Annotated in this window: 21 protein-coding genes; 13 read left to right on the forward strand and 8 right to left on the reverse strand. The window is 42.4% G+C overall.

Annotated elements, in window-relative coordinates; translation table 11 throughout:
• Positions 1-8 precede the first annotated feature (8 nt).
• The 12 genes from B9A13_RS07530 (at position 9) to B9A13_RS07585 (ending at position 17031) form a co-directional block, all read left to right on the forward strand.
• Positions 9-788 (forward strand): hypothetical protein, encoded by a 780-nt coding sequence (locus B9A13_RS07530; protein WP_084234531.1) that lies wholly within the window; start codon positions 9-11, stop codon positions 786-788.
• Positions 789-798: 10 nt separating this feature from the next.
• Positions 799-3876 carry an ATP-binding protein gene (locus tag B9A13_RS07535; protein WP_084234532.1) on the forward strand — a complete coding sequence of 1026 codons (3078 nt, stop codon included), beginning with the start codon at positions 799-801 and terminating at the stop codon, positions 3874-3876.
• A gap of 6 nt (positions 3877-3882) precedes the next feature.
• A complete protein-coding gene (locus B9A13_RS07540) occupies positions 3883-4539 on the forward strand; it encodes a hypothetical protein (protein WP_084234533.1) in 657 nt (218 codons plus the stop codon).
• A gap of 103 nt (positions 4540-4642) precedes the next feature.
• Positions 4643-5713: a DNA sulfur modification protein DndB gene (dndB, locus tag B9A13_RS07545; RefSeq protein WP_084234534.1), complete on the forward strand. Its 1071-nt coding sequence runs from the start codon at positions 4643-4645 to the stop codon at positions 5711-5713.
• Between the two features lie 13 nt (positions 5714-5726).
• Complete coding sequence (gene dndC, locus B9A13_RS07550; RefSeq protein ID WP_084234535.1) at positions 5727-7229, forward strand: DNA phosphorothioation system sulfurtransferase DndC; 1503 nt, start codon at positions 5727-5729, stop codon at positions 7227-7229.
• Positions 7229-9175: a DNA sulfur modification protein DndD gene (dndD, locus tag B9A13_RS07555; protein WP_084234536.1), complete on the forward strand. Its 1947-nt coding sequence runs from the start codon at positions 7229-7231 to the stop codon at positions 9173-9175. The genes dndC and dndD overlap by 1 nt, the downstream gene beginning before the upstream one ends.
• Complete coding sequence (dndE, locus tag B9A13_RS07560; protein ID WP_084234537.1) at positions 9172-9552, forward strand: DNA sulfur modification protein DndE; 381 nt, start codon at positions 9172-9174, stop codon at positions 9550-9552. The genes dndD and dndE overlap by 4 nt, the downstream gene beginning before the upstream one ends.
• 1 nt (position 9553) lies before the next feature.
• Positions 9554-10705: a cysteine desulfurase family protein gene (locus tag B9A13_RS07565; protein ID WP_084234538.1), complete on the forward strand. Its 1152-nt coding sequence runs from the start codon at positions 9554-9556 to the stop codon at positions 10703-10705.
• A gap of 26 nt (positions 10706-10731) precedes the next feature.
• Positions 10732-11055: a nucleoside triphosphate pyrophosphohydrolase gene (locus B9A13_RS07570; RefSeq protein ID WP_084234539.1), complete on the forward strand. Its 324-nt coding sequence runs from the start codon at positions 10732-10734 to the stop codon at positions 11053-11055.
• Positions 11055-13331, forward strand: coding sequence for a DEAD/DEAH box helicase (locus tag B9A13_RS07575; RefSeq protein WP_084234540.1), 2277 nt, complete (start codon positions 11055-11057; stop codon positions 13329-13331). Before B9A13_RS07570 ends, B9A13_RS07575 begins: the two co-directional genes overlap by 1 nt.
• Before the next feature lie 14 nt (positions 13332-13345).
• Complete coding sequence (locus tag B9A13_RS07580) at positions 13346-13756, forward strand: peptide deformylase (RefSeq protein ID WP_084234541.1); 411 nt, start codon at positions 13346-13348, stop codon at positions 13754-13756.
• 122 nt (positions 13757-13878) lie between these two features.
• Entirely contained in the window at positions 13879-17031 is a 3153-nt protein-coding gene (locus B9A13_RS07585) for an SIR2 family protein (protein WP_084234542.1), read from the forward strand.
• Between the two features lie 338 nt (positions 17032-17369).
• On the opposite strand, the gene B9A13_RS07590 is transcribed toward B9A13_RS07585, so the two are convergent.
• The 4 genes from B9A13_RS07590 to B9A13_RS07605 form a co-directional block, all read right to left on the reverse strand.
• Complete coding sequence (locus B9A13_RS07590) at positions 17370-19319, reverse strand: C40 family peptidase (RefSeq protein WP_242942815.1); 1950 nt, start codon at positions 19317-19319, stop codon at positions 17370-17372.
• A 39-nt stretch (positions 19320-19358) separates the two neighbouring features.
• Positions 19359-21698: a VirB4-like conjugal transfer ATPase, CD1110 family gene (locus B9A13_RS07595; RefSeq protein WP_084234543.1), complete on the reverse strand. Its 2340-nt coding sequence runs from the start codon at positions 21696-21698 to the stop codon at positions 19359-19361.
• Positions 21695-22057 carry a PrgI family protein gene (locus tag B9A13_RS07600; protein WP_084234544.1) on the reverse strand — a complete coding sequence of 121 codons (363 nt, stop codon included), beginning with the start codon at positions 22055-22057 and terminating at the stop codon, positions 21695-21697. Before B9A13_RS07600 ends, B9A13_RS07595 begins: the two co-directional genes overlap by 4 nt.
• A 116-nt stretch (positions 22058-22173) precedes the next feature.
• Positions 22174-22731 (reverse strand): SLOG family protein, encoded by a 558-nt coding sequence (locus B9A13_RS07605; RefSeq protein ID WP_084234545.1) that lies wholly within the window; start codon positions 22729-22731, stop codon positions 22174-22176.
• A 112-nt stretch (positions 22732-22843) separates the two neighbouring features.
• Here B9A13_RS07605 and B9A13_RS07610 point away from each other — a divergent pair, with 112 nt between their 5' ends.
• Positions 22844-23098, forward strand: a complete 255-nt coding sequence (locus B9A13_RS07610; RefSeq protein WP_084234546.1) for a helix-turn-helix domain-containing protein — start codon at positions 22844-22846, stop codon at positions 23096-23098.
• On the opposite strand, the gene B9A13_RS07615 is transcribed toward B9A13_RS07610, so the two are convergent.
• The 4 genes from B9A13_RS07615 to B9A13_RS07630 are packed head-to-tail and all read right to left on the reverse strand — an operon-like array spanning position 23095 to position 26312.
• On the reverse strand, positions 23095-23931 hold the full coding sequence (locus B9A13_RS07615) for a VirB6/TrbL-like conjugal transfer protein, CD1112 family (protein WP_084234547.1): 837 nt from the start codon (positions 23929-23931) through the stop codon (positions 23095-23097). The genes B9A13_RS07610 and B9A13_RS07615 overlap by 4 nt on opposite strands.
• A 60-nt stretch (positions 23932-23991) precedes the next feature.
• Positions 23992-24327, reverse strand: coding sequence for a glutamyl-tRNA amidotransferase (locus tag B9A13_RS07620; RefSeq protein WP_084234548.1), 336 nt, complete (start codon positions 24325-24327; stop codon positions 23992-23994).
• Positions 24308-26134 (reverse strand): VirD4-like conjugal transfer protein, CD1115 family, encoded by a 1827-nt coding sequence (locus tag B9A13_RS07625; RefSeq protein ID WP_084234549.1) that lies wholly within the window; start codon positions 26132-26134, stop codon positions 24308-24310. Before B9A13_RS07625 ends, B9A13_RS07620 begins: the two co-directional genes overlap by 20 nt.
• Positions 26121-26312: a hypothetical protein gene (locus B9A13_RS07630; protein ID WP_084234550.1), complete on the reverse strand. Its 192-nt coding sequence runs from the start codon at positions 26310-26312 to the stop codon at positions 26121-26123. Before B9A13_RS07630 ends, B9A13_RS07625 begins: the two co-directional genes overlap by 14 nt.
• Between the last annotated feature and the right edge of the window lie 3 nt (positions 26313-26315).

Here is a 26315-nt window from a genome sequence, read left to right on the forward strand (position 1 = left end):
GAGGCAATATGTTTCTAGATAAAATGGTAACAACAGCCATTCCGGAAAGAGTCTATACTCTCTGCAAAATAGCAGAAAAAAAACCGGTCTCAAACTCGGATCTGAAGGACAAAATGGAACCGGACTTTCTGAATAATGGATCTACATATTATTCCGATTATCGTAATGCTGCGGAAGAACTTAAATTGATTACCATTTCAGACAACATGGTTTCATTGGCAGTAGATTCAAGCACTATTAAATCAATTGACTCCCTGAGAAAATATGTGAATGGTATGCTGGAACAATTTAGCACTGGACAATTCTATCAAGTTACGAAAGCATATTATTCACTTGACGGTGCGGTTCTTAAGGGTGAGAAAAATGTTGCTAATATGGCACCATTGTTGAGCCAAATGATTAACCGACCAGTGGATGCAGTGGCTATGCGTGCATGGCGCTTTTGGGTATCATTTCTTGGCCTTGGATACTTGCAGGAAATGTTTGTAATTCCCAATGCTGATGTTTTCTTAAAAGATATAATTGAAATCGCTGAGTTTGACAAAAACAGAAGGTATTCTTTTGGAGAGTTTATATCTCGTATAATGCCATATTGCCATATGATAATTGATGCAAATCCGGCAAACCGTAAATTGAACTACGGTATTTCTAACGGTCTTCGTGCGCTTCATGATGCCGGTGTTGTTAAACTTGAACATATTTTGGACCAGGAGGACATTTGGAACCTTTACACACTAAAAGCCCACGCAATTAGCAACACCGTTACCAACATAACCATTTGCAGTTAGGAGGCGTAATATGGATTCAAATATAGCAAGAGAACGACTTAGCTATGTTGTAAAAGCAGATTCAATCACTGCATCGCAAGGCGATTTTCTAGCAACACATGTAGCAATTAGACGCCTCCATTTACTTAATAAGTTTGATATCCAGCCATCAGGTGGCAGGGATTACTCTGAAGAGGCTATCTATAAAAAGCACATTTTAAATTCGGAGAATAAGCATCAATTCATCGCTGTCTATGGTCAGAGCGGTACTGGTAAGTCTCATTTAATCAGATGGTTTGAAGCCCGCTTTCAGCAAGAAAAGCCAGAAAATGAAGTCGTTTTGTTTATCAGACGTAGTGATAACACATTAAAAGGAACAATTCGCCAACTTCTTGAGAAGTCGGAAGTTCAAGGCATTGCAAATAGAGATATATATGAAAGATTGGTGCGAGCCTCTGTTTTCGTTGATGAAAACAAGCTCAAGGACATGATCTATCATAATTTCATTATCGAAATTGAGCATGATGATGAAAGCCATCCTATAAGAATAACTAATGTAAAAAGAAAACGTTTGGAAGCATTTTTAAACAATGAAGTAGTTCATAATTATTTGATGTCTGCGACAGGCCCAATTGCGCGTATGTATTCGAAAATTGCCGAACATACCCTGGTTGACCGGGATACAGTTGCTCAGTTTATTGCCGATGATTTCATGGTTTCTACCGATTTGTTCGAAGATATTTATAGAGCAGGCGCTGATCCTAAAGCTGAAAAAATGGCTCGCGAATTAATGGCAGATGAGAGTGGCGCTGAAGATGCAAAGAAAATAGCAGATTATTTAAATCAATTTGTAAATGATGTCATTCAACGGTGTGCCGGAATTGAACCTGGTGATTTCAGGCAGATTTTTCAGGAGATTCGAAAAGAACTTTATCGTATTGGGAAAAATCTGACCTTGTTTATTGAAGACGTTACTTCCTTTACCGGTGTTGATGATGCATTGCTCGATGCGTTAATTGTCGAACATACAGGTATGAATGCGGACGATAATATTTGCCGCATTGCTTCTATAGTTGGCACCACCAGCAACTATCTTCAGAATAATTTTAGGGATAACCATAAGGACCGTATTACTCAATATATATATATCCCCAGCGATGTGTTTGACGAGGATGGGATTTTTGAATTTGTCGGAAAATATATTAATACAATGTCTCTTCCGGAGTCGACTATTTCAGTGTGGTTAAACAATCACGCAGCGCCTTCTGAATATCCAGTTCACGAGGTCAAAGAGGGGGCCAATTGGGAATATGTTACCATCGAATCCGGTAAGCAATTATGTTTATATCCTTTTTCTAAGAGCAGCATTCGTTATCTTTATAAGTATGGACTAACAAAAGGGCATCAAACGCCTAGATATATTATTCGAGATATTATTGAGCCTGTTGTAAATGATATATTGAGCAATGTGGATAAATTCCCGAGTTTGAAATACAATATCGTAAATGTCAATACTACATTAAGTTACCGTATTCACAGTCAGATTAAAGATGAAGCTCAAGCAGATCGTTTGCTGAGATTCTTGAGTATTTGGGGCGATGGTAATCCTGATCAATATACGCAAGACGGTTCGACTTACATTGCAGCGGTAAAAAAAGAAATAATAGAGGAATTAGGCCTTCCGATATTAAGCTTATCTGAAATACAACCACCAAAACCAGGACCTGGATCGGTATTTGCATCGACTCCCGAGCTAGCTCCAGAGCCGGCTCCTGTTCCTTCGCCCATCCCCCTGAAATCGCAGGAAAGAGTTAGTAAAGCAAATGCGGTATTAACTAATTGGTCTAATGGTCAGATTATTGATGTCTCTGCAACGGTAGGAATAACAGGCATCCTTCGTGCGGCTCAAGGAGATATGTGTAAATTCCTGTTCTCCTCAATCAATTGGGCAGCTGAAGGTATATCGATGGATAACGTGTCGAAAGTTGAACATGCCACCCCAACATTGATTTGTTTTGAGAATCAGACAAAAGGCACTGGATTTTATACTATGCCCGCAAATTGGGAGTCTGTAAACTTGATTAGTGCTTTCATTCGTTGGCGAGAATATGGAAATCAAAGCTGGAACTATCCTGATTCCGATTTAGATGCATACCTCATTACTGCGGGGTTATCAAGGATCAAAAATGATTTAGTCAAAGCAGTGAATGTAAATGCTTTTTCTAAAACCAGTTATATTGAAGCGGCAATTGCTGCCGAAATGTACCGCATGATTTTGTGCGGAGAATATAGGGAACGGAGTTTAAAAAACTTAACTGCGAAGTACTTGTTTGAGGCAAAAACAGCAAAACCTGCTAAGTCAAGTCATTCAAGGGAATGGAATTCATTGGTTACTATTCTTTCTCAAAGGGGAGCCGATGTCGCAAACAGAGAAACCGTTCGACAGTATTTTAATTTGCCCCAAGGTGGCGGCAGTTCTGTAATTGTTCTTGATGAGCCAAACCTAATGCGTGTTTTCCGAAATGTTAAGACTAATAAGCTTGTTATTCCAGAAGAAGACTTGCAATCACAAGATACTGTGAAACTTCGTCGAGATGTTTTCTCTTATCTGAAAGACATTGTTGATCGTATTGAGAGTGTGGCTAAAGCTGAACTCGCAAATGCGCTAACTGTTGTTCAATCCATCTATGATTATTTTAATAACGATGAGATTGATGAAGACGATATCCTTGATCTAGTAACAAAAAGTAAGGAGTTTTACACAGAAATCAATAATGCGCAAATTAACGTGGCTGTTTCATCATCCGATGCTGTCAAGAAAAATACTAAGCAAATTGCCAAGGCAATTAATGACATAAGTGAAGTGCTGGATGAAGATGACCCACTGACTATTCTTATGACTTTTTCAGGAGATCCGCTCTCAGACTTACAGCCATTACTTGACTTCTTAAACCAGATTGATGCAGATATTGATAAAGTTGATAAGCAGTTAATTTCTAGGAAGAATGCATTGGGCGATGTAGTTGAGAATGAACAATCTTGCTCACGATACGCCGATGAATTAAAAGCTCTTATGGTAATTAGTACATCCCTTGAAGGAAGGCAGTGAATTATTATGATTTTTGACAAAGTAGATCGTCGAATCAAGGAAATGAAAGAACTGCGTCGCCTTGAAGGGATTAAAGTAAATAGAGCTCAACAAGAGGCTACAGATAGCAAGTATCGTACGCTCGTAAATCAGGCAAGTGACTTTATCGAAGAGCTGAATTATGTACAAGACTACTTACAGTTTTTCTTGGCGGATACTATTAAAACGGATTTGGAAGCGCTGCTGATTAATCTTCAGAATGCTATAAAAACCGGATACGCTGATAAAGACGCGGTCTCTTCCGCAGATACGGATTTTAAGTCAATTCAGACAGCAGTGAAAAAAGACTGGGCAAAGCATTTCACTGTTTTAACTTCAACAACAACGAATACCTTGAGGGTGATTAGCGGCATTAACTCAGAGAAGGTTTCTAGTTGCTTAGCAGATATTAAGGCTGCAGAAGTTTGGGTAATAGATAGAAACGTCTTTTTGCGCTTAAAAGAAGCAATAGACAATGCAGATTCATTAATTCAAAGTTTGAGTCTTGATCAGGAAATTATTTTGTTTTTAACAAGTATGACGGCAGGAAGAGCAACAATTGCAGATTTAAAAGAAAATGTATTAGCATGGATTCGAAAAGAGTCATTAGAGGGGAAAATTAAACTTTCATTTAGCTCTCGCTAAAATCCAATATTCTTCTTCTTGATATTGACTTTAACCACAGCAAGGGATATACTTAAGTAGATACTTAAGTATATCCCTTGCTGTGGTATATGAGGAGAAGAACATGGACTTTGTCTATAAATTTCCAGTGGTAAAAGGTATCCAGGCATCAAGAGACTATTATATAGCAATGGTTCCCTTGAAAATGCTGTCACGTTTATTCCCATCTGATGATGAATATGTATTACCTGAATACCGTGCTCAAAGAAAATTAAACGAAACGCGAATTCCAATTATCAGTAAATATATTTTAGGCAATAGGAATTCTTATGTATTCTCTGCTTTAGCAGCTTCCATAGACGGAAATTTTCAATTTCGTCCAGCTGATGGTATTCCGGATGTTGGCGTTCTGGAGGTCGCTTTAGATGCGAAATTTCTAATTAATGATGGACAACATAGAAAATCAGCCATTTTGGAAGCACTGCAAGAAGATCCTTCTTTAAGTGACGAAACTATTCCTATTGTGTTTTTTGCGGATAAAGGTTTAGAAAGAAGCCAGCAGATTTTTACTGATTTGAACAAGAATGCAGTAAAAACATCTAACTCAATTTCAGAATTATATGATTCACGGGATCAGATGGCGGTTATTACTAGGGATGTTGTTCGAAAAATTGATTTTTTAAACACATATACGGATAAAGAAAAAGATATTCTAGGGAAATTTTCATCCAGCTTGTTTACATTAAACACCTTTTACACCGCAAATAAACTAATTGTTGGACGTAGCATTGATGCGGGCATTGGGGACTTCCTATATGTATTTTGGAATAATGTTTCATTACATATGTTACAGTGGCAAGAGCTTGAACACAAAGAAATAACGAAAGTTGATTTAAGAGAAAACTACATTGCAACCCAAAGCATAGTTATCCAAGCGCTGGGGAGGATTGGAAATTATCTGTTTAGGCACACGGATATTAGCCTGGAACGGTGTTTGGTAAATTTAGAAAAAGTAAATTGGAATCGCAACTCTCGGCAATGGTATTTAAGAGCAATCAATCAAAATGGGCGCATTATTACAAATAAGAAAGCGGCACTATTAATTTCAAATGTAATTAAGGAAGAGATTGGGTTGCCTTTGACAGCAGATGAATTCGCAGCTGAAAATCAACTATCAAAGTCGTTAACAGAATAGGAAGATATTTTACATGAATAGCATAACAAATGAAAGCATCAATGCACTAATCACCACGGTCCAAAATTTATATTTGTCAGATGATATTCCTTGGATGATTGGTTATTCTGGAGGGAAAGACAGTACTGCCACAGTTCAATTGGTGTGGATGGCAATTGAAAAATTGCCGGTCAACCAACGCAAAAAGCCAATACATATCATGAACACGGATACCTTAGTAGAATCTCCTGTGGTTTCAAAATGGGTGGAAAAGTCTTTGGATTCTATGCGCATTGCAGCCGATGATAAGCATTTGCCTTTTATTCCGGAGAGGTTAATTCCTGATTACAATAATACTTTTTGGGTAAATCTAATTGGACGGGGGTACCCCTTCCCCAGAATGAAATATCGTTGGTGCACCGATCGCCTAAAGATTCAACCAGTAAACCGCTTTATAAAGAGTAAAATTGCAGAACATGGTGAAATCATTCTGGTTCTAGGAACAAGAAAGCAAGAAAGTACTCGCCGAAATAGAACAATGACCAATTTGGAGAAAAAGCGTGTTCGGGAGCTGTTGAGCCCAAATCCGACTCTCGCAAATGAGTTAGTCTTCTCTCCCTTGGAAGACTGGTCAGACGAAGATGTCTGGGTATTCCTTATGCAATATAAGAACCCTTGGGGATACTCCAATATGGATTTGCTAACCATGTACAAAGGCGCTACAGCAGATAACGAGTGCCCGCTCATGATGGATAAGGATTTACCGTCCTGTGGGAAAAGCCGTTTCGGTTGTTGGGTATGCACGATGGTTGAAAAAGACAAATCCATGGAAGCTATGATCGCCAATGATGAGGAAAAAGAGTGGATGACACCACTTCTGAAATTTAGAAATGAATTTGGTAATGAAGATGGAGACCGAGAACGACGCAGTTTTAGAAGAATGCATGGTAATTTACAGGGTAACTACGGAAGGTTATTTCATGGGCCATATAAAAAAGAAGTCCGTGAAGAGTGGCTTTGTAAGCTGCTTCAAGTTCAAAAACATATAAACAGAAACGGTCCTGAAGAATTCCATGATCTTGAGTTGATCCGAATTCAGGAGCTTAGATCTATTCGCAGAATATGGGTGTTGGACAAGCATGAATTTGATGACACTTTGCCCCGGATTTATGAAAGCATCATGGACATTCCTTTCGAAGATCCCGAGTGGATTCATAAAAACAATTTTGGTAAAGAAGAATGGGATATATTGCAGTCAGTATGCGAAAAATTGTACAGTGATGAAGAATTGGTCTTTGAAATGATGTACAGCTTAATTGATGTAGAAAATCAGGCTTCAGGCCTGAATCAACGCAAAGGTATAGTTGATGATTTGGAAGCCACAATTAGCCGGACGTTTTATCAAAACGAATTTGATGCCACACAGTATTATTCCAATAAAATGACGCGCAAAAAGGAAATGGGCGGCAGATATAACGAAAAGTTTTTAGACTATATCCCTGAAGATAGTTGTGAAGACACAGCGGGTGATGTGTAATGATTATTAAAAGACTAGCTATGGATAACTTTGGCATTTATGCCGGTTTAAACACATTTGAATTCACCCATACTCGCCCAATAGTTCTAATCGGTGGAATGAACGGTCGTGGGAAGACCACTTTCCTTGAAGCAATTTTATTGGCGCTGTACGGACCAAATTCTATTGCTTACAAAGAAGGTGGCTATAAATCTTATGGTCAATATTTGAGATCATATGTCAACAAAGGCACCTGGAGTCAACGTAGTTCTGTCGAGCTTGAATTCATTTTAAACGAAAGTAATTCGGCGGTATATTTGGTTCGCAGAGAATGGGATGCCTTGTCAAATAGGACAAGTGATACTATTACTGTTCAGGAAAATAGCGAATACAGTGATTTTCTTACAAAAAATTGGGCAATGTTTGTTGAAAACATTCTTCCCAGTGCGTTATCAAGTTTCTATTTTTTTGATGGAGAAAAAATAGCTGATCTCGCTGTAGATAACACAAATGCACAGATGAAAAATTCTATTCGCTCCATGCTGGGTATAAGCGTTTTAGATGTTATAAAAAATGATCTTGACCGAAGTTTGCGACGGATAAGTAAAAAAACTAAAGGAAAAGAATCTACAGAAGAACTCCAGGCCGTTAGGCAGGAACGAGATGACTTGATTTATCAATTGGCAAAAATTGATAGCGAAATCGAGCAGCAAACTGTCTCCATACAGCAACAAAAAGAAAAGATAAATCGGTTTCATCTTCAATACGAAATCAGTGGTGGATACGTAGTTGAACAAAGGCAGGAATTGATGCAGCAAAAGTCAAATCTTCTCGCTGAAATGGAACAAAACGAAAATGCACTCATTGATATTGCATCTGGAGAACTGCCACTTTTACTTGTAAGAGACTTGATTCAACAGATAAAACTACAGGCCGAAGATGAGCATAATGATCTAATAATGCGACAGGCATTAAGTCACCTCGATGATATGCTGATTGAATTCGCTCGAGAGCACGAGGCCGCATATTCTGCAAGTCACGATTTCGTTGAATTTGTAAAGGAGAGAACCTCTGCGGGTGCAACAACATCCGTGTATGAAATGTCTGACCATGCGCTATTCCAGTTAAATGGGTTGCTTGAGGATCTTATTGATCAAAGTAAGCGAACTACGCTGTTCTCATTGCAAAGAAAGTCGAGCCTAAAGAAAAAACTGGAAGAAGTAGATAATTACCTGTCGCTGGATATTAATGAGAAAAAATTGAGTGGTATACTACAGTCACTCAAAGAACAGAATGCAATTTTAGTTGATTTTGAAGTAAAATTGGCAACGCTTGAGCAGAATCGCAGTTCTATAAACGCATCCGTAGTTGCAAAGACAATTGAATTCAACCATTTAACAGAAAATTATTTGACAAATATCGAGTTGCTGGATGATTCCGATCGTTTGGTTAAGTATTCTAACATTGCTTTGAGAATAATTGATGAATACACTATAGAACTTCAGAAACGGAAAACAAGTATACTTGGGATAACCATTACGGAATGCTATAAAAAACTCGCAAACAAGAAGAATCTTATTCAACAAATTGTCATGGATCCCCAAACTCTAGATTTGTCATATCTCATGGAGAACGGAATCAAAGTAGATAAAGACTCTTTATCAGCTGGAGAAAAACAGCTGATGGTAATAGCCATCCTCTGGGCACTGGCTATTTGTTCTAAGAAAAAACTTCCTGTAATTATTGATACTCCGCTCTCACGTTTAGATTCCATGCATCGGACTTCAGTGGTAACTACATATTTCCCACATGCCAGTGATCAAACAATTATTCTATCCACTGATACTGAAATTGATCATAATTATTATGAATTGATGAAAGACTCTATAGGGGATAAGTTTACATTAAGCTACTGTGAAGAAACAAGAAGTACCACTATTTTGAAAGGATACTTTCAGGAAAAATGATTATTAAACAAGTTCGCCTGTCTCAGCAGGCTAAAGATCAGCTTTCTCGCCTTAAAGGAAAGACCGGCATTAAAAACTGGAATATTCTATGTAGATGGGCGCTGACGTACTCGCTTGGGGAAAAAACATTGCCAACAGATACCCTGTTGGCTGCTGATAGTAATCTGGAAATGTCCTGGTACACCTTTGGTGGCGATTATTATGAGATCTATGAAGCACTGGTAAAAGCATGGTGTGTGACAATGGGGCTCCCTACAGATAAAGAAGCTGTGTCCAAATATTTTAGGCTCAATTTGGAACGCGGAATTGCCCATCTTTGCGGCACTGGTTTTATTAAGAGTTTAGATGATCTCTTGAAATTGGCGGTAGAAGATTAAGATGAGTATATATTTGGATTACAATGCATCGTCTCCTGTCGAACCTAGAGTATTAGAAGCGATGGTAGATATCTATAAAAATAACTTTGGTAACGCTGATAGCCGTACCCATGACTTTGGAGATCATGCTCGTTCTGTTGTAGAAACTGCAAGAAAGCAGGTTTCTTCATTATTAGGCGTTTCCACATCAGAGGTTTTTTTCACTAGTGGAGCGACGGAAAGCAATAATATTGCTATTCAGGGGTTGCAAACATATGCGCTTGAAAGCGGAAAAAATCACATTATCACGACTTCAATTGAACATAAGGCAGTGATGGAGACGGTCAAGGTAATGTCAGAAAGGGGCTTTATCGTGGACTTTATTGATCCTGAATCATCTGGCCGGATCAATGTTGCTAAAGTTTTAAAAAAAGTTTGTGCTAATACACTCTTGGTTAGTCTGATGCATGTTAATAACGAAACTGGTATCATTCAGCCTGTTAAGGAATTGGGTGAAGAACTGTCAAAACAAAATGTGCTGTTTCATGTTGACGCAACTCAGAGCTGCGGGAAATTAGTTCAGGAGATTCGTGAGCTAAAATACAACATGCTTTCTTTCAGTGCCCATAAATTAAGAGGTCCACAAGGTGTCGGGGTATTAGTTCTTAGGAAAAAGGAATATAAGCTGCCACCTGTGAAAGCAATAATGTACGGTGGGCAGCAAGAACACGGAATACGTCCTGGCACCATTCCGGTAGCGCTTGTCGGTGGATGCGGGAAGGCATGCGAAATTGCTGAGATAGAATACAAAAAGGATGAAGCTAAACTAAGTGCGATAAAAATGTCTTTATTGAAACTTCTCGAAGATTCTGGCCTTAGCTATAGTTTTAATGGAGATCAGAAATATTGCTTGAACAACACATTAAATCTATGCCTTCACGGAGTATCTTCTGAAGCTCTTATGATTTCAACAAAGCAGTATTGCAGTGTGTCAAACGGGTCGGCATGTACATCAAAAAACTATTCTCCCAGCTATGTACTTGTCTCAATGGGAATTCCTATCGAGCAGATAGAAAATTCTATCCGCATAAGTTGGGGACCTGAGACAAATATGGGTGAACTTGAAAAGGAATTTTTTCGAATGCTTTCGGTGGCTAAAAGTTTAGCAGAATAACTTACTCAAGAACAGGAAAGTTAAAAATGAACACTATTATTCATAACAAATTAGTGCGTGATCGTATTCCTGAAATCATTGCAGCTGCGGGAAAAACCTGTATTACATCAATCCTCTCTGATGATGAATATCTTTGTATGTTAGATGCCAAGCTTGACGAGGAACTGGCGGAATACCATCAAGATCAGAACATTGAAGAACTGGCAGATTTGTTGGAAGTTGTCCGGGCAGCGGCAATTGCTAGAGGTTATTCGATTGTGCAGTTAGAAGATATCTGCCAAAAAAAGCGAATAGCTCGTGGTGGATTTGAAAAAAGGATTCTGTTACAGGAAGTCCGGGAGGAATCGTAATGCCAACACTTTACGCTGCATCAGGCAGTTCTGCGGAAAACCTGTTCATAGAGCTTTTCAGTGATACATTTGGTGCCGAAAAAGCAGGGTATCTCTACTCGCAGTATCATTTTTATGATATTTATCAAAACAGTCGATTTGCTGATTTTCTTCTTGAAAACGGGTCTCATCGCATTGCTATCGAAGTTGATGACGAGGCCTCACATAATAAACAATTGGTGGCTTCCGGTAAATTCTATGATGATCTACTTAAGCAAAACAGTATGGTACACCTAGGCTGGGATGTGTACCGGTTCGCCGTTCGCCAGATGCAGATACAACCAGATACCATCAAGGACGAATTGCGCGTTTTTCTCGGAGCTTATCCACAGTTCAAGGAGATTGAGGACTACCTCCCCTCCCAGCGGGCGAAGTCCATAGACGCAGTAAACCTTGAACTCAAGGAGCACCAGAAGGCCGCACTGAAAGCACTACAAGGGATGCGAACCAATCACGAGACTATCGGTCTTCTGTATCACGCGACCGGCACCGGTAAGACTGTGACTGCGGTGATGGATGCCAAGTCCTGTGCAGGTAGAACGCTTTTTCTCGCCCACACCCACGAGCTGGTAGCACAAGCGGTGGAAACTTTTGAAAGTCTTTGGCCGGAAGTGACCATCGGCCGCTTTGTTGATACGGTTAAAGAACCTGACACCCAAGTGGTATGTGGCAGTATCCAGAGCGTCGCGCTCAACCTTGACAAGTTCAAAGAAAGCGATTTCAACTATCTTATAATTGACGAAGCACATCATGCCTCCGCTGATACATATCAGAAAGTCATAGCCTATTTTAAGCCACAGTTTACGCTTGGGCTTACCGCTACGCCTGAACGTATGGACGACAATACCGTTATTCTAGACATTTTCAAAAAGACGGCACACAAGTTGGACATTCAGACTGCCGTAGAAATCGGCGAACTTGTTTCTGTGCGCTGCATCCGCATCCACACCAATATTGATTTGACAAAAGTACGCTTCAATAGCGTTCAATATAATATCCGCGATTTAGAGAACAAAATCTATGTACCGGAACGAAACAAGCTGATCGTAGACACATGGCTGCAATATGTGAAAGACCGTCGCACCGTGGTGTTCTGTGCGAGCGTGAAGCATGCGAAGGAGATCGCTTCCCTCTTTTCCGAAGCGTGCGTTACCGCCTGCTCTGTATCCGGCGGCATGAAAGCCTCCGAACGGCAGGAGCATCTTGCAAAATTCGCTTCCGGAGAAATTAAGGTTTTGTGTGCCTGCGACCTGCTTAACGAAGGATGGGACTGCCCCCAAACCGAAGTACTGTTTATGGCGCGTCCCACCATGTCTAAAGTTCTCTACACCCAGCAACTAGGCCGTGGTATGCGTTTGGCCGAAGGTAAGGACTGCCTGATGGTGTTTGACTTCGTTGACAACGCAAGCCAATACAACATACCGCAGTCCCTGCACCGTCTGTTTCAGCTCAAGGATTACCACGCGGGCGGATTAGCGCTTTCCCCGAATGGCCAACTTGAGGCTGAGAAGGGTCTGTACGCCAGAGGCGAAAAGCCGGATGCTCTTATCGACTGGCCGGTAGATGCCACGGATTATGAGCTTGTGGACATCTTCAACTGGCAGGCAGAAGCTGCCGGAATGATCTCTCAAATGGAGTTTGTGCGCCGTGTGGACGTACAGTCAGAGACCATCGAAAAATATGTAAGAGACGGTAAACTCGTCCCAGATCTGGTCGTTCCTATGAGTGAACACCGGATGTTTAAATATTTCAAAGAGGAAACGCTCCACAAATATGCTGAGCAGTACGGCTGGACGCTGATTGACGACTCCAACCGGAAGGACCTGTTCATGGAAATGATCAAGCAGATGGACATGAGCTATTCCTATAAACCGGTGCTCATCAAAGCAGTAATACAGTACGCCGACAATAAGGGTCGTGTGAGGCTGGATGATATCGTGACGTATTTCCGGTCCTTTTTTGAAAATAGACGCAAAAATGGCTTAGTAGTTGAGAAAGCAAAGAGCGTTTACCTTAATGCGGATATTTCGGATAAAGAGATTCTACATAATATACTAATTTATCCTTATAAACGCTTTGAGGATATGAGTATTATGCGCCACACCAAGACGCTGGGGATTATTCAGGTTGACGAGACCATCTGGAAACACCTGAACGAAGATGAGAAGGCAAAAATTGAGCAGGTGTGCAATGAAAAGCTGATGGCATATTTTCAACACCTTGAAAACAAGGGCTGAAGAGGCGGATAAGTATGATTCAACCAATAAATAAGGATATAGCGTTTCTTGCTCACAAAGCAGAACTCGCCACGAAAGATGACATTTGTGCAGCCAAGGATTTGCTGGACACGCTGACCGCTCACAAAGACGGTTGTGTCGGGATGGCGGCGAACATGATTGGCATCAATAAGCGCATTATTGCTTTCGACTATGACGGCAAGTATATGATTATGTTCAATCCGGAAATCATCCGGCGCTCAAAACCATATGAGACTGAGGAAGGCTGCTTATCATTAACCGGTACGCGCAAGGCCAAACGCTACAAGACCATTAAGGTTCAGTATCAAAACGAAGAATTTCAAGTACGCCTTAAGACCTTCACTGGATGGACCGCACAGATCATTCAGCATGAAATTGATCACTGTGATGGAATTATTATCTGAGAAAGATCATTGCGGTATAGCAATGTGCAATTCGGAGACATGCTATGTAAATGTAGTCGATTAATGTGCTATGCGCAAAATTTTTTATTGGAATACATATTTTTTCCACAAAGGAGTTCCTTATGCAGATGCTTAAATTTGACGAGTTTATTCGTTCACTCAAACAGAATAAAGACACAACTCACTCGTTACTTTTAGGTGCCGGAGCTTCGGTGGAGTCTGATATACAATCAGCATCTGAATGCATTTGGGATTGGAAGCATGAAATTTTTATTTCCCAAAACCCAACAGCATCAGACTCATTTAAAAATATTAAAATGGATAATGTCCGCGTTGTAATTCAAAACTGGTTAGATTCTCAAATGATTTATCCTTCTGTGAATTCTGATGAAGAATATTCATTCTATGCTGAAAAGGCATATCCAATTGACGATGACCGCAGGAAGTACTTTCAACATTTAACAGAAAATAAAAATCCAAGCTTAGGATACCATTTAATTGCTATGCTTGCCGAAATTGGTTGGATAAAAAGTGTTTGGACGACTAATTTTGATGGCTTATCTTTGAAGACGGCGCATCAATACAACTTGACACCTGTGGAAGTGACTTTAGAATCACAAGAACGCATTTATAGGTCAGATGTTATAAGAGAACTTTTTTGTGTAGCTCTTCATGGTGATTACAAATATGGAGCATTAAAGAATACTGCTGCTGAACTCGACTCTCAAAGTGATGTGCTTTTAAAAGCTTTACAATATGAACTTGCAAAGAGAAACCTCATCGTCATAGGCTATAGTGGACGGGATAAATCTTTGATGGCAGCATTAAAAGATGCTTATTCACAACCCGGGGCAGGAAGATTATATTGGTGCGGATATGGAGTAAACTGTCCTACCGCTGTTGAAGAATTATTAGATGTTGTATCCGCCAATGGAAGACATGGATACTACATAGCTACGGATGGGTTCGATAAAACTATGCTTCTTCTGTCGCGGCATTGCATGAGCGACAACACGAATTTTCTTAATAGGATAGACACTCTTTTGAATACATTAGGCGAACATAAAGACCTTACTTCAATGCCGTTCCAAGAATCCACTGGTACGCTCAAAAAGATCGTTAAGACAAACTTGTATCCGATAATCTTTCCATCTACTTGCTATCAGTTAAAATATAATTATTCTGCCGATGAAAAGCCATGGAGTTTTTGTAATGCTCTCTCAGAACACAACATAATAGCGATTCCTTATAAGGGTTTAGTATATGCATGGGGTGCAAAAGAAAAAATTGTTAAAATATGTTCAGAGCGACTGGTTGGTGGCATTGATGTAACACCATTTACCCGAGAGCTTGCGATTCAGAACGAAGCGTTTCGAGAACTCTTGCTTCGAACTGCAACAAGAGTATTAGCAGAAAGAAGCGGGTTTGCATTCTCAAAAGATAAAATATGGGATACAAAAGATCCCAAGAATGCATTCTTTTATCAAATTGAAAATGTTTCAATTCATGCATATCTGGGCGTTCAATTATCACTGGAGTTTGACTACAAATATACATACTTGTCCTTTGCACCGGCATACCATTTCAGAGATGCAGATAGATATAAAAAAGCTATTATTAAATCTTTCTCGGATTCGTTTTCTGCAAGGGTTAATGGCGCAAAACCCAATCTTTCTATAAATAATTATATTGATGAATGGACAAGCGCTCTTATTGGTAACAGCGTGGTAAAAGCATGTTTTCCTCCTGAAAATAACGAGGGATTCTTTTTCAGCTTTGGTGCCAACAGCGCCTTAATTGGTATAAATGGCAATTCGGGAAGCCATCAATTAAGCTTACCGTCGTCGATAAATCCAAAAAGAATAATCATGAATGGTGTTGAATGCCGTGACCCTGAATTGACTTTCTTTAACTCTGAGCAAAACAGGTTGGTCAATGATTTTCATCCGATGAGAGGATTGTCACAAAATAATCCTTATGACTTCCCTTTAAATGACAAAGTGCTGAGGTCGTCGATTAACATAGGGGTACTTTGTCCACAGAGTCATTCTTCTGAATTTTACACCTTCTTGAATGCATTGAATAATACACACTCTGTAAAGTTCAATGTTGATTATGTGCTTCCGTTTCCTGGTTTTTATAGTGCCTTTAAAGTCGGATTAAACATTCCACTAACAACCGCACCACATTGGTTGAACATAAATGCCACAAGCAACACTGACAGAAAAGCGGCTGTAAAAGAATTCGGACGTAGCATTATATATCAACTTGAAAAATTGAGTTCGCAACAAGTTGATGTTGTACTGATTTATATACCCAATGAATTTGAATGGCTAACGTCATTTAATGATGATTATGAAACCTATGATCTACATAATTTTGTTAAGGCGTATGCTGTCCAAAAGAATATTGCCACGCAATTTATTCGAGAAAAAACGCTTGAGAGTGATTTGCGTTGTCAAATAATGTGGGCATTATCTCTTGCAATATATGTTAAGTCATGTCGTATTCCATGGGTCATCTCCGGCTTAAGAGAAGATACTGCTTTTGCTGGAATTGGATACAGCATTAATAAATCCGCTACTGGAATCGATATAGTTGTAGGATGTAGCCACATCTATTCGGCAGATGGGCAAGGTTTAAAATATAAACTCTCGAAACTTAATGATGTTGTTTTAGATCGTAGAAATAATCCATTTTTATCGGAAAATGAAGCATATAAACTTGGGCTTAATATAAAGGAGTTGTTTTATAAATCTTTTACCGAGCTTCCTAAAAGAGTAGTAATCCATAAGCGCACTCCATTTAAGAAAGAGGAAATTGATGGACTTGTAAAGTGCCTTTCGTCAGCAGGGATTACCGACATTGAATTGTTGGAAATCAATTTCGAAGATGATGTAAGATGCTTTGAGTATTCAAGGGACTTTGCTATTGATGGATTTCCTGTCCGGCGTGGATTGTGTTTCCCATTGAACGAAAACATAATGCTGTTGTACACTCATGGTATTGCACCATCAATAAGAAATCCAAAATTTAAGTATATCCAAGGTAGTAAGACGATTCCGTTTCCGCTAAAAATCGTCAAGCACTACGGTTCTGGGGATATGGCACAAATTGCATCTGAAATTTTAGGTCTATCTAAAATGAATTGGAATAGTTTTGGACTTTACTCCAAATTGCCTTGCACAATAGAATCATCCAATGAGATTGCTCGTATTGGGTTATTGCTTTCGCAATATGAAGGTTCGATTTATGATTATCGCTTCTTCATGTAGAAAAGATTTTATTGCCTATACTGTGATTGAATATGTCGTTTGCACAACACACTACGATGATGCTGAAAATTGGCAGATTAGTTAAAGAGATACCATTGGTACAGCCGCAGTGTATGACTATGGGTTGACCGCTCTCGTCAAAGCCTGCGTATATGCCAGTGTGGGGACAGATCGAAAGAATACTATGTCGCCGGAGACCGCTTCTGTAAAGCTGATCCGGCGGCTGTGTTCATATTGATCTTATGTGCCGCCGCCTGTCCCTAATACTTGCCCCATAGCATTATAAGAAAAGATTCAATTGACAAATCTCCGAAAAGGTTGGAATATACTGGTTGGAATCAGTTAAGCAGAGGCCTGCCGATAGAAGTAAAACCGTCAACGCCTGTAATCACAACATTGTTGTATCCGCTTGAGCAGTGAATGATGAGCAAATTCCCATCTTCATCTCTTCCCGCTACGATGCCGACATGCTCATCTTCCGGGTAAAACACGAGATCACCCGGCATTGCCTCATCCCACGAAATAGTCTGGCAATAGCTGTGCTGGGCGGAAGCACCACTACCGTGGCTAATAATATATTTACCGTCGCTGGCGTTATAAAACACCCAATCCACGAAACCCGAGCAGTCCATACCGTATGGCCGATAGGTGCCGGTAGTTGGACTTTCATCTGCCGTAACCTTTTGAAGGGTACCCCAACGAGAATCCCAACCGATGGTCAAGCTCTTGCCGCCCCAGAAGTAATTTACCTTTCCGACAAGAGAGCAGGCCGCCTTTATTACCACTTTTCGTTCTGGGGAAATATTGTCAGGCAGGTTCTTAATAATTGCCGCAGCATCGGCGCTTATAAAGGTCACTTCGCCGATCAGTTCAAGTAATGTATCCCGCTCTACCAGCAGTTCTTCCAGTAGAGTGTTTTGCTTTTCTGAAAAATTATATATGGCTGTCATATCTTCGGCAGTCTTGTGAGCTATAGTGATATGCAGTAATTTTTCCGACCAACTATCGTCAACATCGTCGTCTGGGTCGCTGTCTGGATGGCTAATTGTTTCAACATGGCTAGAGATAGAATTCATGTCCCAGAAAACAGCTTTCAGCTTTTCAATACGAGCAGGATCAAGGGTTGCAACATCGGTTGCATCCACCTCATCACTGCCGGCAACCTTCACCGCAAAGATTGCCAATACTTCCGGCCAGTCAGCCAAACTTCCTTTTATGACGACATCGGTAAAATCACCGGATGATTGTATCGTCTCCAGCTTTTCATTGAAAGCGTAGTTAACCTGTGCGACCGCCGCAGATACAGGCACTGCATCCGGGTCTGTGTTCTCGCCGGCGAAGAAAATACCAAAAGGTGAAGCAATAATCATTCCAATCAGACAGATCAGAACAATAGCCACTACCGCGACCCATCCGCCGGCAGCTATTGCTGCTATAAGTCCCTTGACAGCGGCAATTATGGCTTTCACTGCAACTGATATTGCTCTTACAACCGCTTTAGCTGTGATAGCAGCCGCTCTGGCGGCAGCTCGGGCAGACTGTACTGCAAGTTTTGCGGCTCGCTGAGCGGCGATGGAGGATTTTTGTGCAGCCCTCGCAGTATTCTGAGCGGTTTTGACCGCCACTTTTGATGTGTGTTCTCCTGTTTTAACTGTGCGTTTGGCAGACTTTGCTGTAGCTTTTCCTGTTTGCTTTATTGCGCGGCCGGGCTGCTTCACCGCTTTTAATGGTTCTTTCGGATGGTTAATCTGTCCCAGTTTTTCAGAGGTCCCGACAGAAGAGTTTTGAGATTGCCTGATTGCGTTTGTTTTGGTCTGCGTTCTTGTTAGCTCACGACCTTGATTCGTTATTCGCTTGGTATCAGAGCGTTGTGCTTGAGGACGCTGAACTGCAGTGTTGCTCTGTACTGTATTCTGTTGAGCATTTGCAGAATGCCGAGCAGATGACGCCTGCTGATTTTGCTGACGATACTGTTCTTCAGTCTGATAAGTTGATTTTTTCTCATCGTTTTTGATTATACGACGGCGCTGAATGGCTTCACGGCCACTCTGTGCCGCTTTTTTGGTATCAGAGGCAATCTTGTGAGTTACTTCTCTGGGAATGTCCTCCGATACATATTGAACTTTATCGTTTGCATATTCACTTGGAGAGACCTGCCCGTCATCCATAAGGTTTGAGGCGGTATCTTTGGAACGTATAAATGCGTCCCTCATTCGCTCGGAGGCAATGGCTGCCTTATCCAGGGCTTTTATGTCTTTTAGTGTTTCACGGGTCTTGATTTTGCTCATCACACCACACCTCCATGATAATAATAGTTGGAGCAGGCATTAAGCCTGCCCCAGTGCGAAGGAACCCTCTCCGGGTTTGGTTGTCATCAACCGATATAGCTTTGTATCCTGCGGAAAACGATTGATAAAAGGAACGAGTGCGCTTCCGTATTTGATAAGGCCACAGCCGGCATCAGCGTTTGTGACATAGCTCATCTGCTCATTTGAGATATTTAAGAGTCGTGCCAGCTTTTCACGGTCGGATGCCGCTTGATTCAACATGACAATAAACTCGGAGTTGGACAGCATCGTGCTGGCCTGTATGGAATCAAGCAGATACTCTACGTTCTGTGTAATGGCTGTGGGGGATGCATTTCGCTTGCGGAATTGACGCCAGGCCGAGTTAAAGAAGGCCGCGCTGAACTCATTTTCAAAAACGACATGAAACTCATCAATAAAGACATGCGTGCGTTTGCCCTTTTTCCAGTTAAGCGTAACGCGATTCAGCATGGTGTCGGTAATCACCAGCAAACCCGCCGGCTTGAGCTGCGCGCCGAGGCCATGAATATCGAACACAATAATTCGCTTGTCAAGGTTTACCGTGCTCTTGTGTCCGAAGATGTCAAGAGAACCTGTGGTGTAGAGTTCAAGCGACAGTGCGATCTGTCTTGCCTCCGGTTCCGGCTGTTCAAGCAGTTTTTCCCGCAGCGTACTGAGCGTTGGAATAATGCCGGTTTCCGCCGCTTCCTGGTAGACGGCAGCCGTACAGCGGTCAATGATGGACTTTTGCTGCGGCCCTACACCGTTGTTGTCGATCTGCTCGATCAGCGACATGATAAACTGTGACTTGACAACAATTGGGTTGTTTTCATCATAGCCATCGACCATATACATGGCATTCAGCCTGTCTTTACCGCCTGCAGAAACATGGATGACAGAGCCCATATCCTCCATGGCCTCGATCAGGGGCGCATATTCGCCCTCCGGGTCACAAATGAGAATATCATCCTCAGTATTCAACGTCAGGAATGTAATCATTTCCTTCGCCGAGAAGGACTTACCGGAACCGGGAACACCAAGCAGAAAGGATGACTGGTTCATAAGATTGGCCTTATTGCACATGATGAGATTATGGGAGATTGCGTTCTCACCGAAATAGATGCCGCCCTTGTCCATAATTTCCTGAACCTTGAAGGGCATAAATACTGCCAGACTCTCCGTTGTAAGAGTACGGAATGCGTTGATTTTCCGTGTGCCGATTGGCAGAACGGTATTGAGGCCATCAAGCTGCTGGTACTTCAGGACAGCCATTTGGCACATATGCTTTCTCGCGATAGACAGGATTGCGTCCGTATCGCTGTCAAGCTGCTCTTTGGTATCCGCCATGTGCGCCATGGTGACGACCGCAAATAACATCCGCTGGTCGCGCGTTGTCAGGTCGTCGAGAAATTCTTTACTTTCCTTACGTTGCAGCTCCATATCATAGGGAACAACGGCGGAGAAATTGCTATTGCTGTTTTGCCGACGCTGCCAGTTTGTTATATTCGTCTCAACACCGAGCAAGCGGCTTTCGACCTCACGAACGGCTTCGTCTGTTGGGACCGGGATAATATCAATGGACAGCATCATATTTCGGTTGATGTCGGTAAGTTCGGACACCATGCTGTCCTTGATATAGGCCGCGTAGTCCTTTAAAAAAATAACCCGGCAATACTTATCGCCGAGCTTCAGAAAATCGCTGTTTTTCCCTATTGCATCCGGGCAAATGTAATCCTTAAAGTTATGTCCCCATTTTGCCATTTGCTTTGCATTGAAAGTAAAAGAGCTTTCCTCGTCGTAACGATAGAAGTCATGCAGGATGCGAAGCCGCTCCGTTGCGGAAAGCTCCACGCACTTAGAACCAAGCGCATTTAAGTGAGAAATCAGATCCGCGCCGACACGCGCAAAATAGGTTCTCGCCTCCTCAATGTCCTTCTTCCATGCGGAAATCGTAATATATTTTTCCTGCGTAATGCCGTTAACTCCGGTTGCTTTATCAATCAGCATCTGATTGTATTCGTCTCTGAACTCATCAAGTCCGTCGCTACGCATAGGCATCAGGATAGAACTCTCAAAATCTCGCTTATTTATCCTGTGGTTGTTGATTGTTATCTTTGTGGTAGCCCCGCTGTCCAGACTGTTGAGCAATTCAGAATAAGTCAAAAACATGCTTTCCTTGTCCTCACGGCTGGCCACCATATAGTTGATATCTGTGAATTTAAAGGTTTTAGCATACTTGTTGCCGACAAGAAAAATGCCGTCGTTCCAAATTCGCTTGATCGGGATCACGTCATGTACCTTCCGAGGAACGCTGTATTTTTCCTGATCCTGCTTAAGAGCTCTTTGTAGTGTCTTCATCATGACCGCTTTATACCCTCACTTTCGTGTTCTTTGATTTTGCTTTTGAGCGCTTCGTAATAGAGGTTAACAGGTTCAAATATGATTTCCCTTGGTTCGATCATCTCGGAACGCAGCCAGGCCCAAATAAACTGCTCGGCTGTCATGCCGTGGTAAGTGATGAAGCCCATGGCGGCAAACGGAACCGCGCCGAGTATGCACATCCAAGAGACCGCTTCCATTCCGACAGCCGGTTTCAGAAGAAAGTACAGCGCTACCGCAATGACGACAGCCAAGATAGAAAAAATGAACTGTCGCATAGACAGTCCAAAAAACATTGACTCGGTGTAGTTCCGAATCTCTCTGTTGATTTTTACTTCCAATTTCAATCCTCCCGATGTAGCAAAAGCGCCACGCGAACGCGTGACGCCTCTGAAGATTAAATTATTATAGTTATGAATGTGTCGAATTGCCCAACAGCATACGATGAATGAAAGTTTCACCGTTCCATGCTCTGCGTAGGCGGCGAGATATTTTCACGTGCAAGCGTGTCTGGGTTGATAATAGTAATGTTCAACCCTTTGCCTATCGCATAATCTACGGTGTATTTTGTGCCGCCCTTTGAACCGTTGTAAACGGCGATCATGTATCCGGAGGCATCAACCATATAACGATCCCGATCCAACATACAACGGTCCGTGTATCGGTGCTGTAAAGTGATGACTTCGTCGGCTACCGCAAGGATATTAAAGTACCGCTCCCGATATGCCTCACTCCATCTGTCCGCCTGGCCCTCATACGGCACGACGGCAATTAGTCGGATTTTATTCTGCGGATAAGTCCTTCGTATGTCTATCACCGCTTCGGCAGCAAGAATATCAACGCCCTGAGCCATTCCCGACAGGAAGTTCGTCACTCCCTTCATTCTCATTTCATCGATTAGGCTGAGCAGTCTCACTTTCAGACGCAGACACTCCGGACTTTCTTCATCATATCCAAAAGACAACTTTGCCGGACGATGCCCCGTGAAACAGCAGATTTTACGCTTATCTTCCATTGTGTGCCTCCCATTATAATGCGAATATCGAATTATTTTTATTTTACTGCGAAATACGCATTAAAACAAGGATATCCTCACATAATATTCTTATATATGTGAGGTGCATGTTATGAAACCAAGAAAAGACTTGCCGGGCAATAAAAATATTATTGGAACAAAAGTCGTTGCCATTCGGCAAGCAAAGCATATAAAGCAAAAGGACTTTCTTGCCAAGCTGCAAACGTTGGGTATGGATATAAGCGCAACCAGCCTCTCGCGCTTGGAGGGGCAGTATCGGCTTGTGCAGGACTACGAAGTTGTTATTCTTGCAAAAGCACTCGACATTTCCGTTGAGGAACTGCTGCATCAAAACATCGGTGATTAAAGCCCCATCATTTCGCGGACAATGCGATCTGCCATTTTGACTGACCCTACCAGCACCAGCATGTTGAAAATCAGCTCCCCGATATAGCTCCAGACCATCGCGGCAGGTGCGGCGCTCGCATCGACGACCGGCGGCGAGCTGGCAAAGACTGAAAAAATGATACAGGCCAACACAATGATCGCTCCTTCAAGGCAAACTGCCGCATAACTCTTTATGAAGCTCTTGCCTATGCTCTGCGTCGGCTCACCTGCGAAGGAAGACAATGGAATCGGAGCAATTGCAGTATACATATACATTTTGAAAAAACGTCCATAGACGCTGAGTATCATTACAAACGACAGTACCCATATGAACAGTCCGCCAATTAACGTGACCGCCCACAATGGTATGGACTCAAAGAATCCGCAGTCTTCAACTGCCGTTACAATTTCTGCCGGCAATACGGTTGTTGCAGAAGAGCCGAACCCCGCGGAGTTCATAATTGTGGAAATAACGCCCTGGACTATGTTCAAGAGTGCCAGCATCAAATCCATTCCATAGGTAATAACGGCCTTTGCCAGCGCAAAGCGGATAAACAGCTTGAGCGCATGCTCCGGCTTTTTCACCTCCGCAAAACTTCCGCAGGTTTTCATGACTCCAATCACAAAGAAAAGGACCAGAAGCGCATAACCGATGGCCTGCAGAGCGCCATATATGTTAACGACAACGTTCCAGATGTCACCGCCTTTGAATGTCTGCGGCGACTGTATGATGAGCTGCCATACTTCGCTTAGTTTTCCGTTCCAGACCTCAAGCGCATTTTCAAGGTTTTGGACAACCCAGCTATCCGACACTTAATTCACCTCCTTGCGGGCGGGTCTGTTAAACCAGACCCGCCCGGCTTGTTTAGATAGTCAACCAATGATGAGGTCCAGGATTTCCTTCGCAAAGGTGATAACGATGCCGCCCGCAAGGGTCAGAAAACCATTTGAACGCTGAGAGGGGTCATGGGACTGCAGGGAAAGGCCAACCTGGACGATACCCCAGCCAAGAAGAATGAGACCGACAGCGCGGATCAGGCCGAAGATAAAGGTGCTCAGGTTGTTTACCACAGTCAGCGGATCATCGGCTGCAAATACCGTAAGCGAGAGGCATCCGGCGAGGGCCCCTATCAGCACGAGGGTACAGTAGCGACGAAAGCATTTCTTTACCTTACCCGGCATAGGAATCCTATTTGCTTTCTTGTTCATTTTGAATCTTCTCCATTTCTCTGATTTTTTCTTCCAGTTCCGCTTCGGTGAGGATTTGAAACTCGTGTTTGCTATAATCTATTTGAGCAGCTTCTTCGAAAAGCTGAGAATCAATAGTGATGGAAGCAATGCTGCGCGTGTCTTCACCATGCCTGTATGGCCTCGAACTGCCATCGGCGGTAAGTGCAACGTTTGGATGCTTTAGAATGTTGTACTTGAGATCTCTTACCGGGCGCTCGCCCCGAATAAAAAGAAGCGCGTACTGGTTGTCCAGCATACGCACTTCATCCGGGGTCAAGAGCTCACGTCCTGTTAATTGCCAATTGGTAGAATAGTTGCCGCTTCTGCCGCGGGATTGGCCATAGGTGTTCAGGTCGATTGTTTCTTTGCCAAGCAGCTTAGACACATATTCGTGTGTGGATTGCTCATTACCCCCGAGATAAATGAATTCGTCACAGTTACCGACGATAGACTCCCACTGCTTCTCAAACAACGCTTTTAACTGTGCAAGGTTCTGAATAATGATAGAAACAGATATTTCCCTGCTTCGCATTGTGGAAAGAAGCTTATCGAACTCATCCGGCAGCGCGACGTTGGCAAACTCGTCCATGACAAAGTGGACGTGAATCGGTAGCCTGCCGCCATGTACTATATCTGCCTGATAGTAAAGCTGTTGGAATAGCTGCGTGTAGAGCATACCGATAATAAAATTGAAGCTGCTGTCGTTGTCGGGGATAACCGCAAAGATGACAGTTTTCTTTTCACCCAGCCGCCAAAGTTCCATCTCATCATTTTGCGTAATACTGGCCAAAGAGTCCAGATTGAACTTCTCAAGGCGGGATATCAGGGTGATTTGAATGGATTTCAGAGTCTTGCCGCTACCGGAGTGATAACTGCGGTAATATTTTAGTGCGATGTGCTCAGGATTCTTCGTTTCGAGATGGTCAAACAGCTCATCAAGAGGCGAAATGTATTCGTCGTTATCTTCTTTGACCTCACCGGCACGGATCATCTCCATGACCATCGGGAAGTTTTGCTCATCTTCCGGCGCTTCATAGTGGAGGTAAAACACAAGAGCTAGGAGCAGCATAGTTGCTGCCTGATCCCAGAACGGATCTTGAGACTGACTTCCTTTCGGCGTCGTGTTCTTAAAAAGATTCGTCACGAGACGCTGAATATCATTGTCGCTCCTAAGATAGACAAATGGGTTGTAGCAATGGCTTTTGTCCATGTTGATGAGGTCAATCACCTTAATGTCGTATCCGCTGGATTTAAGTAAATTACCGGTGTCGCGCAAAAGCTCACCTTTAGGGTCGAGCACAACAAAGCTGGTATTGGCATTCATAATGTTGGGTTTGGCAAAGAATCTTGTCTTACCGCTGCCGGACCCGCCGCAGACAAGCACGTTCAGATTTCGTCGATGCTTTCGTCCGTCCAGGCCGATAGATACATTCTGGGTCAGCAGCTTGTTTTCTGTCTTCTCCTTGTATGAGTACTTCTTGTTGACAGAGCTTGGCGAGCCCCATTTCGCCGAGCCATGTTCTTCCCGCCGCCGATAGTTCCGGTCGTTAGAGAGATATATAGCGATCCCCATGCCATAGCAGAGAAGAGATATGAGGACGGCTTTTACACTGTCCTCACAAATCTCGATATGGAGCGGATTCGCAAATATGCCCCCCGCATTATTCAGGAAACCAATAGTCCCATCTCCAAAAGCCGGAGCTACGAGCAGCGCGAGCCATACAACAGGAATAATCCCGCAGGCATACAGAATCAGACTTAAACGGGAAAACTTATCTTGCCTCACGCTCAAGCCTTCGTTTTGCTTTTTTAGTTGGGGCATCGATCAGCTTCAGCAGAAGGTCATCAACATCTTCGGTCGGTTTCTCATTCTGCATCAGCTGCGTGCGAGCGTCGTTCAGGCTCCTGACCATCACTCGCTGCTCGAAATTATCAAGATAAAGCATCCTCTTATCTACTGTCATTAG

Source organism: Papillibacter cinnamivorans DSM 12816 (genome assembly GCF_900176335.1).
In the GTDB taxonomy this organism is placed as follows: domain Bacteria; phylum Bacillota; class Clostridia; order Oscillospirales; family Oscillospiraceae; genus Papillibacter; species Papillibacter cinnamivorans.

Coding starts and splice junctions, on each gene's coding strand:
- B9A13_RS07530 (WP_084234531.1), top strand. CDS start 9: ATGTTTCTAGATAAAATGGTAACAACAGCCATTCCGGAAAGAGTCTAT.
- B9A13_RS07535 (WP_084234532.1), top strand. CDS start 799: ATGGATTCAAATATAGCAAGAGAACGACTTAGCTATGTTGTAAAAGCA.
- B9A13_RS07540 (WP_084234533.1), top strand. CDS start 3,883: ATGATTTTTGACAAAGTAGATCGTCGAATCAAGGAAATGAAAGAACTG.
- dndB (WP_084234534.1), top strand. CDS start 4,643: ATGGACTTTGTCTATAAATTTCCAGTGGTAAAAGGTATCCAGGCATCA.
- dndC (WP_084234535.1), top strand. CDS start 5,727: ATGAATAGCATAACAAATGAAAGCATCAATGCACTAATCACCACGGTC.
- dndD (WP_084234536.1), top strand. CDS start 7,229: ATGATTATTAAAAGACTAGCTATGGATAACTTTGGCATTTATGCCGGT.
- dndE (WP_084234537.1), top strand. CDS start 9,172: ATGATTATTAAACAAGTTCGCCTGTCTCAGCAGGCTAAAGATCAGCTT.
- B9A13_RS07565 (WP_084234538.1), top strand. CDS start 9,554: ATGAGTATATATTTGGATTACAATGCATCGTCTCCTGTCGAACCTAGA.
- B9A13_RS07570 (WP_084234539.1), top strand. CDS start 10,732: ATGAACACTATTATTCATAACAAATTAGTGCGTGATCGTATTCCTGAA.
- B9A13_RS07575 (WP_084234540.1), top strand. CDS start 11,055: ATGCCAACACTTTACGCTGCATCAGGCAGTTCTGCGGAAAACCTGTTC.
- B9A13_RS07580 (WP_084234541.1), top strand. CDS start 13,346: ATGATTCAACCAATAAATAAGGATATAGCGTTTCTTGCTCACAAAGCA.
- B9A13_RS07585 (WP_084234542.1), top strand. CDS start 13,879: ATGCAGATGCTTAAATTTGACGAGTTTATTCGTTCACTCAAACAGAAT.
- B9A13_RS07590 (WP_242942815.1), bottom strand. CDS start 19,319: ATGAGCAAAATCAAGACCCGTGAAACACTAAAAGACATAAAAGCCCTG.
- B9A13_RS07595 (WP_084234543.1), bottom strand. CDS start 21,698: ATGATGAAGACACTACAAAGAGCTCTTAAGCAGGATCAGGAAAAATAC.
- B9A13_RS07605 (WP_084234545.1), bottom strand. CDS start 22,731: ATGGAAGATAAGCGTAAAATCTGCTGTTTCACGGGGCATCGTCCGGCA.
- B9A13_RS07610 (WP_084234546.1), top strand. CDS start 22,844: ATGAAACCAAGAAAAGACTTGCCGGGCAATAAAAATATTATTGGAACA.
- B9A13_RS07620 (WP_084234548.1), bottom strand. CDS start 24,327: ATGAACAAGAAAGCAAATAGGATTCCTATGCCGGGTAAGGTAAAGAAA.
- B9A13_RS07630 (WP_084234550.1), bottom strand. CDS start 26,312: ATGACAGTAGATAAGAGGATGCTTTATCTTGATAATTTCGAGCAGCGA.